Here is a 13168-nt window from a genome sequence, read left to right on the forward strand (position 1 = left end):
GGCTCTTCCTTGAGTCATCAAGCCTGAGTCTCTTCAATCGGTTCAGCTGACTTCATGCGCGACTCACCAAGTTCAGCCCTTGCTTCTGCGACAATATCTTCCCAAGTTTCGCCAACTTCTGCGATCGCTCCCCTGCTCTTTTCATAGAAAATGATTCCACCTTTGATAATTCCCTTGGCAATAGGCTTACCAACACCAGCTAACACTGGCAAGAACACAGGCAGAAGCACAACTCCTAAAATACCTGTAACACCAAGATTTTCGGCTACATCTCCAACATCTGGTAAAACTTTAACTCCCATAGTGTTTTTACCTCTCTTATTCTTACAACTTTATTTTATTACTGTTAAAGTAATAAATCTCACAAAATAGTTTATTTAATATCGTGAAAAAATATTAAATAATATTGCTGTTTGTCGATATTAGTAGCAAGCGTTAAAGTTAAAATAATACACAGAAATAACAGTAATAACTTCTAATTAAATTAGATTCATCAAAAATTTAATCTAGATTTTTATATTTATATTAAATTAGATAATTTTAAATAAATCGGATAATATCTAACTTTTAAATTTGATTCTTCATCTAATATTAATTAAAAATATTAGATATAATTTTTAGAACAAAAATCTAGTTGAATGGATAATTGATTTGAGAAAATACTGATTTCATAAATGACAAATATTTTTTCAAAGATGAATTATTATACAAAGTATAATAGAAGCCTGTAAAAATAAAGATACATAGACAACAAGCATCACGAATATAATCTGATACATTATCTAAAACTTATAACTTCAACGCCAATAACTAAATAAAGTATGAGTAACGCCTTATTTACTATCGAACATTTGCGGGTTGCCTATCCTCATCGTAGCGACGAAGAAACACATTGGGCAGTTGATGATGTTTCTTTTAACCTGCAACCAGGCGAAAAAATGGGATTAGTGGGAGAATCAGGATGTGGTAAGTCAACTTTGGGAAGAGCAGCAATGCGGTTGCTACCACCATCCACTCGCGTTGAAGGACAAGTCACATTTCAAGGACAATCGGTGTTTGCTTTAACACCAACTCCAATGCGCAAGTTTCGAGGAGAGGCAGTAGCGTTGGTGTTTCAAGATCCCATGACACGTCTCGATCCTTTGATGACTATAGGTAACCACTGTATCGAGACGCTAAAGGCGCACTCTCCGAAATTATCAACACGGGAAGCTAAAGAAAAGGCGATCGCTACTTTGGCAAAGGTTAATATTCCCGCCAGTCGCTGGAACCAGTACCCCCATGAATTTAGTGGAGGAATGCGACAACGAGTAGCAATTGCCCTAGCTTTGTTATTGCAACCGAAGATGATTGTTGCCGATGAACCAACCACTAGCTTAGATGTCACTGTAGCAGCACAGATTTTGCAAGAACTGACACGACTGTGTGCCGAAGAAAATATGGCACTACTACTGATCTCCCACGATTTAGCAATGGTAGCAGAGTATTGCGATCGCATTGGCGTTATGTATGACGGCAAAATGGTGGAAATGGGTACCACCGAATCTGTATTTAAACAACCCCAACACGAATACACGCGATCGCTCCTAAAAGCGGCTTTGCATATTCAGGCAGGAGAAGGAACGGACACGGGGAATCAAGAGGACACCCAGACACCCAGACACGGGGAATCAAGAGGACACCCAGACACGGGGACACCCAGACACCCAGACATGGGGAATATGAATAAAAGTTTCTCCGCGTCACCGCGTCTTACTGTCTGTGCGTCTTCCTCCCAATCCCCAATTTTGCGCGTCGTAGACTTAAAACAGCACTATACAATCGAGCCTAACTTAATTGAACGCTTGTTCAAAGGGCAATCTCAGACAATTAAAGCAGTAGATGGCATTAATCTCGAATTATATCCTGGAGAAATTTTAGGATTAGTCGGGGAGTCTGGTTGCGGCAAAAGTACTTTATCGCGGACAATTTTGCAGTTAATTCCTCCTACTGCTGGAAAAGTCGAGTTTTTAGGAAAGGAGATCACTCACCTATCCCGGCAGGAAATGCGCACCCAAAGGCGACAAATGCAAATGGTGTTTCAAGATCCCCATGCCTGCCTAAATCCAGCGATGACAGTAGGGCAAAGCATTACAGATCCATTGTTGATTCATAAGCTAGCTACTCCCACAGAAGCAAAAAAACAGGTTTTTTGGATGCTGGAGAAAGTAGGCTTAAAACCTCCAGAAGTTTACTATCAGCGTTATGCCTCAGATTTATCTGGGGGGCAGCAGCAAAGAGTGGCAATTGCTCGTGCTTTAATTACTCATCCGAAACTTTTGATTTGTGATGAACCTGTAAGTATGTTAGACGCTAGTGTGCAGTCGCAAGTGCTGGATTTGATGCTGGAATTAAAAGCAGAGTTTGAATTGACGTATTTGTTTATCACTCACGATCTGTGGTTAGCGAGATTTTTATGCGATCGCATTGCCGTCATGAATGGTGGCAAGATTGTCGAAATTGGCTCCACAAAAGAAATTTTTGCTAATCCCCAGCATCCTTACACCAAAACTTTACTAGCCGCCGCTCCCTTGTTAGCACGAGCCTGAACATGACACAGAAGGCAGCAACAAATATTCGCCATGCTACCGAAACTGACTTACCAAAAATTGTGGCAATTTATAATGCTGCAATTCCCAGCCGCATGGCAACCGCTGATTTAGAACCAGTCTCTGTGGAAAGTCGCATCGCTTGGTTTAATGGGCGATCGCCACTCAAAAATCCGCTTTGGGTAATTGAAGTAGAGGGTGTAGTAGCTGGATGGCTGAGTTTCCAATCTTTTTACGGACGCCCAGCCTATAATGCCACAGCAGAAATTAGTATTTACATTGCCCCAGAATATCATCACTGTGGATTGGGAAAGCAACTGCTAACCCAAGCAATCAAACAAAGCTCAACTTTGGGTTTCAAAAATTTAGTTTGTTTCATTTTTGCCCACAACCACCCCAGCTTAAAACTGTTTGAGAAATTTGGCTTTCAGCGTTGGGGATACTTACCCAAAGTTGCAGAACTTGATGAGGTAGAACGTGACTTAGCAATTTTGGGGCTGCGAATTATATAAGAAGCAGCGGGCAGTCTATAACTATAGCAAGATTGGGGATTGGTGATTGGGAGGAAGACGCGCAGACAGTAAGACGCGGTGACGCGGAGAAACTTTTATTCATATTCCCCGTGTCCCCGTGTCCTCTTGATTCCTCGTATCTCCGTGTCTCTCCCTACCCTTGTCCTCTTTAATGAACCGCAGTCTGTGCTTCTTGATAAATTGTTTCTTGAAACTGAATGACATCTTTGTGCGGATCGGCATGGGCAACTTTCACTAAAATATGTTCGCCTAGCTTCACAAGACGTCGGAAAGACATTGGCAACTGCAAGCCCAAATCTTCTAAGAGAATTAATGCTAAATTGCTATCTTCCCTTAACCACATCAGTACTGTTGCTTGCCAACTTATCTCTGGATAACGGCGCAAATATTCTAAAGCCCAATATCTATTAGTTTGCCTTTCCACCATCGTTGCCTCTTGGGTGATGGTGCTGACAGTTAGCATCACTTCTTTAAGCTGTTCTGCCGAAAAGGGTGGAGCATCACCTCGCAGGTGAGCTTTCAGTTGAAAGTGAGTCAGCAAGTCACTGTAACGGCGGATCGGAGAAGTCGCTTGTGTATAGGTATTCAACCCCAAACCAGCATGACGCATCGGTGTAATGCTCATCTCACTCTTGGGCATACAGCGACGCATCGCACAGGCACGAACAAAGCCTGCTGGCAGTTGGAGTAATTCCTCTTCTCTCGGTAATTCTGGTTGTGGTTGACCGCGAAACGGTAAGGGAATATTATGAGCTTGACCGTAACGGGCAGCAACCTCGCCGGCAACAATCATCATTTCAGCTACTAGTTGCCTTGAGTAAGAGTCATCTAAAACATATATATTGATATCGTCATCTTTGACTTTAATCATTGCCTCAGGCATATTAATGCTGATGGCTCCTTGATTGTACCGCCAAACTTTGCGCTTATTTGCCAATCTGGCGATCGCTGCAATTTCTGGTTCTGCTTGTACATCCAACTCCAGCATTTCATCTACATCTTCGTAGGTGAGGCGATAAGTAGGCTTAATTAAACTGGCGTGGATGCTGTAGTCTTCTACTCCACCTGATTCGTCTAAAATTATACCAAAGCTGAGAGCGTAACAAACCTGACCCTGTACCAAACTCATCGGCCCGGTTGCCAACACCTCAGGGAACATAGGAATCATCCCCGTCGGTAAATATACTGTACTACCTCGCTTTCTGGCTTCCAGATCCAATTCGTCCTCTGGCATTAACCAACGAGTAGGATCAGCTATGTGTACCCACAATCTTTCTCGTCCATCTGGAAGTAATTCCCAGCTTAAACCATCATCTATTTCAGTAGTACTTTCATCATCAATTGTATATACCTTGAGATGGGTGAGATCCAAGCGATTTGTGTCTGGATCTGGTGGTGGAAATTCCAATTGCTGTTGCGCCACTTCTAATACCTTGCTGGGGAATTGAACAGGAATTGACGAACGACGCAGAAACAGGTTTTCGTGAGGACTCCACCAACTCAAGTCCACTAATAGTTGAAAAGCTCCTTGGGGAGTTGCAGAACGTCCCAACATATTCATTGTTTCCAGAACTGGCGCTGGCGGTGGATATGCACGAGCCAGAGACTCATAATTTATACCTACACGCACAACATCAGCAAGCAGCGCTGCATATTTTTCCAAGGCTTCCAAACGATGGCGATCATGTCTTTGCCACTCTACTGGTACACCTTTGAGCGCCTGCTCTACACGAGCCAAGAATTCCTGCTGTCCTTTAGCTTTAAGTGCCTCTACTTCTAACTGGTGTTTGCGTTCTGCTACTTGAGCTACTGTTCGGGCTTCGTAAGAGTCTCCCTTTTGCTTGAAATAAATTTTGTCATCTGATAACAAGCAATAAGCAGCATAACATTGAGGCGGTTCTGATTCCGAAAACAGCAGATTAGCCATTTCTTCTGGCGTGACTGTTTCCCCACTTTCCACCAGTAATTCCCAAGCTACTTCTAAGCTGGATGGATCTAAGTAAGGCTTTACTTCTTCCAGAAAACTGGGAATCTGCAAAGGCTTGTAGGTTTCTTTAGTAACTGTATAGGTGATTTGTCGCGGCATGAGACTGTGAGATTGCCCCCGTTCATCTATCACGAACCAACGGGTTTTACCATCTGGACGATCAACTACAGCCAGACGACGATCGCCACCAATTCTAAATTCAACTAATGTCCCCTTCTCCACAAGCCTTGCATTTTCTTAAATAGAGTTTTAAATCTTTGCAATTTTGAGTTTTGAGTTTTGAGTACAAATTAACTCATCACTCAACACTCATCATTCATAAATGTTATTAGCCTTCTGCGTTGATGAACGGCAACAAAGCCAAAATTCGAGCGCGTTTAATCGCGAGTGTCAAATCTCGCTGTTGTTTAGCCGTCAGTCCAGTAATCCGACGCGGCAATATTTTACCGCGTTCGGTGATAAACTTACGCAATAAATCTACATCTTTGTAATCAATAGGTTCTCCTGGCTTAATCGGAGACAAACGACGACGATAATAACTCATGATTGCCTATTTAATTTCCTTATGAACAGTGTGCTTGTTGCAGTGAGGACAGAACTTTTTCAGTTCTAAACGGTTAGTGGTGTTGCGGCGATTTTTAGTTGAGGTATAACGCGAAACACCAGGAGAACGCTTATCTGGATTTGTACGACACTCTGTACATTCCAATGTCACTATGATCCGGACACCTTTAGCCTTAGCCATAATCTTACAAAAAATTGAAGTCCGACAATTAACACAAATTGCTATTATCTCACATTTCGACGCACACTATCAACTAATTGCTTGACTTTTATATCTAGCGAGTAGCCACGACGCGACGAAGCAATCATAGTCTTAACATAACGATCATGCCAAGTTTGCCGTAACTGAGTATCAGATAAGGCAGCACCACAGTCAATCGCTAAGGGAAGTATTAGCAGTATAGCAGCGGGATTGCGTATGATGTTATTTAAAGCAACAGAAAGCAACAGCGCACCCAAACCAACGATCGCTTCTCGTTTTAAAAGAGTCTGTAAATCTGGAACTCTTCCCCGCTCGACTTCTAACACCTTCATGTCAAGAGCATAACGTCCTAGACTTTGTCCTTGATTGTTATATACAACGAGTACTCGCAAAACTAGCCAAGTGATTGCAAAAACCAGTATTTGCATCACTTGGATACCGAGCCTATTACTTCCAAGCAGGGAGCTAATCATCCAGATTAAAAGGAAATCAAGACTAAAAGCTGCAATTCGTCGTCCAAATTCTACTTTGGGGTAATTTGACGGTGGCACTCGTTCAATAGTCATAGAAAATTAGGTGTTTGTATAAAGGCTCAAGTATGTATTTTTTTATCTATCTTTAATATTAAGAGGTTGATAGAGGGAACAGGGAATAGGGAATAGATTACCAGGAACTCAAGTTCCTGGCTGATTGAAGGTACTAAAGAACCAAATCAACACAGATAAATCCAGTCCCATACTTCACTATGGACATTATTAAAATTCTCAAAGAAGACTATCAAAGATTTCCAGTTAATCAGACTTATAGCATCTACGCCGAAGATGTTTATTTTCAAGATCCACTTAACAAATTTTCCGGCGTTAAGCGATATAAACAGATGATTAAATTCATCGAGACTTTCTTTTTAAATCCCAAAATGGACTTGCATGATATCCAACTAGAGGGAGACACGATCAAAACCAAGTGGACACTCAGCTGGAATACACCTCTTCCTTGGAAACCACGTATTTCTATCCCTGGCTGGAGTGAATTACGCCTAAATTCTGAAGGAATGATTGTTTCTCACATTGATTACTGGAACTGTTCGCGAATAGATGTCTTAAAACAGCATTTATTTCCCTTAAACAGTCGATAATGTAAATAAATGTAAACTCTTCTCAGCCAAGACAGAATCATTCATGCGTGTAATTTTGATGACAGGGAAAGGCGGTGTAGGTAAAACATCCGTTGCCGCCGCTACGGGACTTCGTTGTGCAGAACTAGGCTATCGTACATTGGTGTTGAGTACAGATCCTGCTCACTCCTTAGCAGATAGCTTTGACTTGGAACTGGAACATACTCCTAGACAAATTCGTCCCAATTTATGGGGTGCAGAACTAGACGCACTGCAAGAATTAGAGGGAAACTGGGGTGCTGTAAAGCGTTATATTACCCAGGTATTGCAAGCACGAGGATTAGACGGAGTACAAGCAGAAGAATTGGCAATTCTACCAGGCATGGATGAGATTTTTGGCTTGGTGAGGATGAAACGCCATTACGATGAAGGCGATTTTGATGTTTTAATTATCGACTCTGCACCAACAGGCACGGCGTTGCGACTGCTGAGTCTACCAGAAGTTAGCGGTTGGTATATGCGCCGTTTTTACAAGCCGTTTCAAAATATTTCAGTTGCACTTAGACCTTTAGTAGAGCCTCTTTTTAAACCAATTGCTGGTTTTTCTTTGCCTGACAAAGAAGTAATGGACGCACCTTATGAGTTTTATGAACAAATTGAAGCGTTAGAGAAAGTATTAACAGACAATACACAAACCTCGGTACGTCTCATTACCAATCCAGAAAAAATGGTAATTAAAGAATCTCTTCGTGCTCATGCTTATCTAAGTTTGTATAATGTTGCAACTGATTTAGTCGTAGCTAATCGCATCATCCCTAGTGAAGTTCAAGATCCATTTTTCCAACGTTGGAAAGAAAATCAACAGCAATATCGTCAAGAAATTCATGAGAATTTTCATCCCCTACCAGTGAAGGAAATACCTCTTTTCTCAGAAGAGATGTGTGGCTTGGAGGCATTAGAGCGTCTCAAAACAACCCTCTACCAAGACGAAGATCCCACTCAGGTTTATTACAAAGAAACCACAATCAGAGTTGTACAAGACAAAAATCAGTATAGTCTGGAATTGTACTTACCAGGCATTCCCAAAAACCAAGTTCAATTAAGTAAAACAGGTGATGAATTAAATATCACGATTGGTAATCATCGCCGGAATTTAGTCTTGCCGCAAGCCTTAGCTACACTACAACCAGCAGGAGCAAAAATGGAAGATGACTATCTTAAAATTCGCTTTGCTGAAACTGTAAAAATTTAATATTGTCAGGTGGGTAGTACTCACCTTTAATAGTTTTAAGTGTCAGATTCCCGACTCCTTAGAGAAGTCGGGGATCTGTCTGTTTATTTTAGATTTATATTCAGATTTTGGTTTTACAAATATCTTTTTATGACTAGAATGTTAAGCTAGATAAACATATATTAAAAGTATTTACTTGAGATTTATAAATAAATCATAAAGGCAGGTTTTGGTAATCCTACTGTAGACAAATATATTCAATAATTTGAACAATATTTTTAGTACTGCTAGTTATCTGGCTTATAAGTTATTGATTTGGACAAAAATGACTCTATCTCAAGAATTCAATTTACGGGTAAATATTGAACAAGAACACCTGATACATCGTATCATTAACCGAATTCGTCTATCACTAGACTTACAAGAAATTCTGACAACAACAGTAGCAGAATTACGTTTATTTTTCGGTACAGACCGAGTAATGATTTACAAGTTTCATAGTGATGATAGCGGCCAAGTTATCGCTGAGTCTATAAATGATGATCAATTACCATCATTGCTAGGATTAAATTTTCCTGCTGATGATATTCCACTCCATGCCCGTGAATTATTTGTGAAGTTACGGGTACGTTCGGTTGTTGATGTTAGTAATCAGCAGATTGGTCATAGTCCAGTACGTAACATGAAAACTGGAGAATTTGTCTCAGAGGATATTTGTTATCGTCCTGTAGACCCTTGTCATGTAGAATATTTAACAGCAATGGGCGTGAAGTCTTCTCTTGTAACACCAATACTACATCAAGAAAAGCTTTGGGGATTGCTGGTATCTCATCATTCCCAACCACGCCAAGTTACAGAAGATGAAATCGAAGTAGTACAGATGGTGGTTGATCAACTTTCAATTGCGATCGCCCACAGTAGTCTGCTCTCTCAAGCCCGTGAAAAAGCCGAACGAGAAGCGATTGTTAATCGTGTAGCTTCCCTGCTGCATTCGTTACCAACAATTGCATTACAATCAGCCTTAGAAGCAACAGTTGCCGCCTTTGGTGGATCTGGTGGCAGGTTGTGTATGAGGTATGACACTTCTAATTTTCAGAATGCCACTACAAAAAGCTTCGTTGAGTGTTTAACACCTGGAAGTGATTGTCTCAAGCTTTATATTTGTGGACAGCAACCTGCGATCCCAGAACAAACTATATATCCGTTGATAGAGCAATATAACGTCTGGCAAGAACATTACAAGGGTTATGAATACGACATTTGGGCAATTTCAGATATTTATCAATCCTCCAGTTTGCGAAGTTTACAAGCTGCCTTTGGTGCAACTAAAATTCGCAGCATTTTAATCATCCCACTCCATTATCGTCAGCAATTAATAGGATATTTAAGTATTTTCCGAGACGAAATAGACACAGAAACTTTATGGGCTGGACATTTCGATCCTGATGAGAGGCAAAGTTTCCCCCGTCAATCATTTGCAGTTTGGCGCGAATCAAAACAAGCACAAGCTCGGCAATGGACAGTTGAAGAAATAGAACTGGCAAGAGAAATTGGTAAACAATTTGCGTCGGCAATTCAGCAGTACGAACTCTATCAACAGGTGCAAGCCTTAAATACCGATTTAGAAAAGCAAGTGAAACGACGCATGAAGCAACTACAGCAGGTAACTGAACAACAACAAGCTGTATTTGGAGTCGTTGCCAATTTTCGTCAATCTCTTGATGCCAATACCATTTTTCAAACAACCACCAAAGAAGTTTGTCACTTACTACGAGCTGAACGTGTTTCTGTTTATCGTTTCAATTCAGAATGGGGTGGTGAATTTGTAGGTGATTTTGAAATTACTAGTCCCAATTGGTCGGGTATATCTAAATTAGGCGTAAATACAGTTTGGAATGATACCTATTTACAAGATACAGAAGGGGGACGCTACCGCCACAATGAAACATTTGCAGTTGATGACATTTACAAAATGGGTTTTGCTCAGTGTCACATCGAAAATTTGGAGCAATATGAGATTCGAGCTTTTGTACTTGCTCCCATCTTTGTTGGAGAAAAACTTTGGGGTTTGCTAACAGTTTATCAACACTCCGGCCCCCGCGAATGGAAAGACAACGAAGTAAACTTCATTACTCAAATTGCCGCTCAACTAGGAGTAGCACTACAACAAGCTGAATTACTCGCACAGACACAACAGCAGGCGATGAATTTGCGACTGGTGGCACAGCAACAGCAAATACTTTTTGAAGTAGTGGCTAAGATGCGGGGTTCTCTTGATCTAGATACTATGTTTGCTGCCACTGTTAGTGAGGTTCGCCACTCTCTAAATGCAGATCGAGTAGTAATTTATCGTTTCGATCCTGATTCCGAATTTGATGAGGGTGAAATTGTTTCAGAAGATTTTCTACCAGAATTTACTTCTGCTTTAAGTTTAAAAATCCAAGATAACTGCTTTAAGAAAAAGTATGCTGCTTTATATCGGCAGGGAAGCGTTCATGCGATCGCTGATATTCACAACGCCAATCTGAATCCTTGTTATGTGCAAATGCTGGATCAACTTCAGATTCAAGCCAACCTAGTTGTGCCACTAGCTAAAGCTGATCAACTCTGGGGCTTATTGTGCATTCACCAGTGCGCCGATACCCGCCAATGGCAGCTTTCAGAAATGCAGTTTGTTACCCAAGTCGCAGCTCAACTTTCTGTTGCACTAGAGCAAGCTGACTTACTAAATCAAACTAGACAACAGACAGAGCAACTTGCTCAAACGTTGCAAAATATGAAACAAATGCAGACTCAGTTGATTCAAAGTGAGAAAATGTCTTCACTAGGTCAGCTGGTAGCAGGTGTTGCTCATGAAATCAACAATCCTGTTAATTTTATACATGGCAATATCAGTCATATCAAGGAATATACTGGAGATTTGCTTGAGATGTTGGCTCTCTATCAGCAGTGCTGCTCTAATCCCAGTCCTGATATTTTAGAGCGAGCGGAAGAGATAGATTTGGATTTTATTGTCGAAGATTTACCAAGAATTCTATCTTCGATGCAAATTGGAACCGAGCGCATCCGACAGATTGTCCTATCTTTGAGGAATTTCTCCAGACTAGATCAAGCCGAGATGAAGCCTGTTGACATTCATGAAGGAATTGACAGTACACTGCTGATTTTACAGCATCGTCTCAAAGCCAAATCTGACAGTTCTGGCATTGACATCGTTAAAGAATATGGCGATCTCCCCTTGGTTGAGTGCTATGCCGGACAAATTAATCAAGTTTTTATGAATGTTCTGAGCAATGCCCTTGATGCCTTAGAGCAGCACAAGCAATCTGTATCAGAAAATTATTCCGCTCAAATTAAAATTAAAACAGCTATTGGTCAAATTTTCTCCGACAGTATTCCCAGTGTAGTAATTCGCATTGCCGATAACGGCCCAGGAATACCAAAAGATTCCCTAGCACGCATCTTCGATCCATTTTTCACCACTAAGCCAGTAGGGCATGGTACTGGCTTAGGGTTGTCAATTAGTTATCAAATTGTTGTTGATAAGCACGGTGGTATCTTTAAATGTTATTCACAGCCAGGAGAAGGTACAGAATTTTGGATCGAAATTCCCATGTCACAATCTGCAATTCAGTCTAAGTCCTAAGTTGTACCGGCATAGCTAAATAAGTCATCTTCAACTCACCCAGTGGTTTAAAAATGACTGGAGTCAAATTTGTATTTAATTGCATTTGAATTTCCGAAGATTGGATATTTTTTAAGCCATCCATCAAATACTTGATGTTAAAAGCAATGTCTAAATCTTCTCCGGAAACTTGTGCTGGCATTGACTCCATCGCACTACCTACATCTTGAGCTTCTACAGATAAGGTGATTTCTTGGGCTGCACTATCAATTGAAAGCTTAACTAAATTATTTTTCTGATCGGCTAAGACAGCAATTCGCTCTAAAGCGCTTAAAAATTGTCGCCGATCCAAAATTAATTCTCGCTGAAATTGCTTAGGAATGAGTAAATGGTAAGCGGGATATTGTCCTTCTAGAGTACGGCTAGTCAAGCGTTGATTTTGCCATTCAAACACAACTTGACCTTGATCGAAATATAAAGCTACTGGTTCTTCGGATACAGCACTATGAGCTAACAACCTTTCTAGTTCACGCAAAGCTTTTGCTGGTACTGTTACCTCCAAGCTGCCTTCATTGTTTGTTTCTGAACTATCATTTGTAGTCTCTACAACCGCAAGGCGATGTCCATCAGTGGCAGCAAATTCGAGAATATCTTGTTTAACTGTTAAATGTACACCGGTAAGTACCTGTTTAGTTTCATCAGCACTGGTAGCAAACAGCGATCCCCGCAATCCCTCGATCAAGGCATCAGCTCTAAACTGCGTAGCTTGAGCATCTTCAATTACAGGTAGTTCCGGAAACTCTTCCGCTCCCATAGCTCGGATTTGATAGCGTCCGCTCTTGGGTGTAAGTGTAACAATTAAACTATTAAAGCCCGGTAAATTCTCTGAATCTGGGGATGATTGAGCATCCAGAGTAATTTCTCCTTCGCTCAGACGGGAAACGATATCATTGAGGAGTTTAGCAGGTAAAGCGATCGCTCCTCCTTCTAAAACTTCAGCACTAAAACTGGTACGGATACCCAAGCTGAGATCAAACGCTGTCAGGCTAACAGAGTTAGTTTCAGCATCTGCCTGCAAGAGTACATTCGCAAGTACTGGATGAGTTGGACGTGTTGGTACAGCACGGCTAGTTAGTGAAAGATGAGTACTCAGATCGCCTTGGGTGCAAACTAATTTCATGGTCGGATTCAGCTTGTGTGTTGGATATGGTAGCACCGTTGTGTTAAATCGTGTCTGCTCGTTTAGGCTGACGCGGTGACGGTGAGACGCGGTGACACGGAGAGAAATGAAGACAAGGAGATCGAACCTGATTCACAATTCCCG

11 protein-coding genes are annotated in these 13168 nt (G+C 41.2%); 5 read left to right on the forward strand and 6 right to left on the reverse strand.

From position 1 onward, the window contains the following. Positions 1 to 17 precede the first annotated feature (17 nt). Positions 18 to 302 carry a DUF5132 domain-containing protein gene (locus U2718_RS06900; RefSeq protein ID WP_341993198.1) on the reverse strand — a complete coding sequence of 95 codons (285 nt, stop codon included), beginning with the start codon at positions 300 to 302 and terminating at the stop codon, positions 18 to 20. A 519-nt stretch (positions 303 to 821) separates the two neighbouring features. On the opposite strand from U2718_RS06900, the gene U2718_RS06905 reads away from it, so the two are divergent. Both U2718_RS06905 and U2718_RS06910 read left to right on the forward strand, forming a co-directional pair. Further along, the gene (locus tag U2718_RS06905) at positions 822 to 2588 is read left to right on the forward strand and encodes an ABC transporter ATP-binding protein (RefSeq protein ID WP_341993199.1); all 1767 of its coding nucleotides are present in this window, start codon (positions 822 to 824) and stop codon (positions 2586 to 2588) included. A gap of 2 nt (positions 2589 to 2590) precedes the next feature. Then, a complete protein-coding gene (locus U2718_RS06910) occupies positions 2591 to 3100 on the forward strand; it encodes an N-acetyltransferase family protein (protein ID WP_341993200.1) in 510 nt (169 codons plus the stop codon). Between the two features lie 169 nt (positions 3101 to 3269). Here U2718_RS06910 and U2718_RS06915 read toward each other — a convergent pair whose 3' ends face one another. From U2718_RS06915 to U2718_RS06930, 4 genes are all read right to left on the reverse strand, one after another. Further along, a complete protein-coding gene (locus U2718_RS06915; RefSeq protein ID WP_341993201.1) occupies positions 3270 to 5330 on the reverse strand; it encodes a ribonuclease R family protein in 2061 nt (686 codons plus the stop codon). Positions 5331 to 5436: 106 nt separating this feature from the next. After that, positions 5437 to 5652 carry a 30S ribosomal protein S18 gene (rpsR, locus tag U2718_RS06920; protein ID WP_289790250.1) on the reverse strand — a complete coding sequence of 72 codons (216 nt, stop codon included), beginning with the start codon at positions 5650 to 5652 and terminating at the stop codon, positions 5437 to 5439. 6 nt (positions 5653 to 5658) lie between these two features. Continuing rightward, positions 5659 to 5853, reverse strand: a complete 195-nt coding sequence (rpmG, locus tag U2718_RS06925; RefSeq protein WP_009453780.1) for a 50S ribosomal protein L33 — start codon at positions 5851 to 5853, stop codon at positions 5659 to 5661. Between the two features lie 44 nt (positions 5854 to 5897). After that, positions 5898 to 6440 (reverse strand): RDD family protein, encoded by a 543-nt coding sequence (locus U2718_RS06930; protein WP_341993202.1) that lies wholly within the window; start codon positions 6438 to 6440, stop codon positions 5898 to 5900. 179 nt (positions 6441 to 6619) lie between these two features. Here U2718_RS06930 and U2718_RS06935 point away from each other — a divergent pair, with 179 nt between their 5' ends. The 3 genes from U2718_RS06935 to U2718_RS06945 all read left to right on the forward strand — a co-directional run bounded on the left by U2718_RS06935 (position 6620) and on the right by U2718_RS06945 (position 11865). Beyond that, positions 6620 to 7009 carry a DUF2358 domain-containing protein gene (locus tag U2718_RS06935; protein WP_341993203.1) on the forward strand — a complete coding sequence of 130 codons (390 nt, stop codon included), beginning with the start codon at positions 6620 to 6622 and terminating at the stop codon, positions 7007 to 7009. Positions 7010 to 7052: 43 nt separating this feature from the next. Then, entirely contained in the window at positions 7053 to 8240 is a 1188-nt protein-coding gene (locus U2718_RS06940) for a TRC40/GET3/ArsA family transport-energizing ATPase (protein WP_341993204.1), read from the forward strand. A 304-nt stretch (positions 8241 to 8544) separates the two neighbouring features. Then, positions 8545 to 11865 (forward strand): GAF domain-containing protein, encoded by a 3321-nt coding sequence (locus tag U2718_RS06945; RefSeq protein ID WP_341993482.1) that lies wholly within the window; start codon positions 8545 to 8547, stop codon positions 11863 to 11865. Here U2718_RS06945 and dnaN read toward each other — a convergent pair. Next, positions 11855 to 13024, reverse strand: coding sequence for a DNA polymerase III subunit beta (gene dnaN / locus U2718_RS06950; protein WP_341993205.1), 1170 nt, complete (start codon positions 13022 to 13024; stop codon positions 11855 to 11857). The genes U2718_RS06945 and dnaN overlap by 11 nt on opposite strands. Positions 13025 to 13168: the final 144 nt, after the last annotated feature.

The sequence above is a fragment of the Chlorogloeopsis sp. ULAP02 genome (assembly GCF_038404745.2).
Lineage (GTDB): Bacteria > Cyanobacteriota > Cyanobacteriia > Cyanobacteriales > Nostocaceae > Chlorogloeopsis.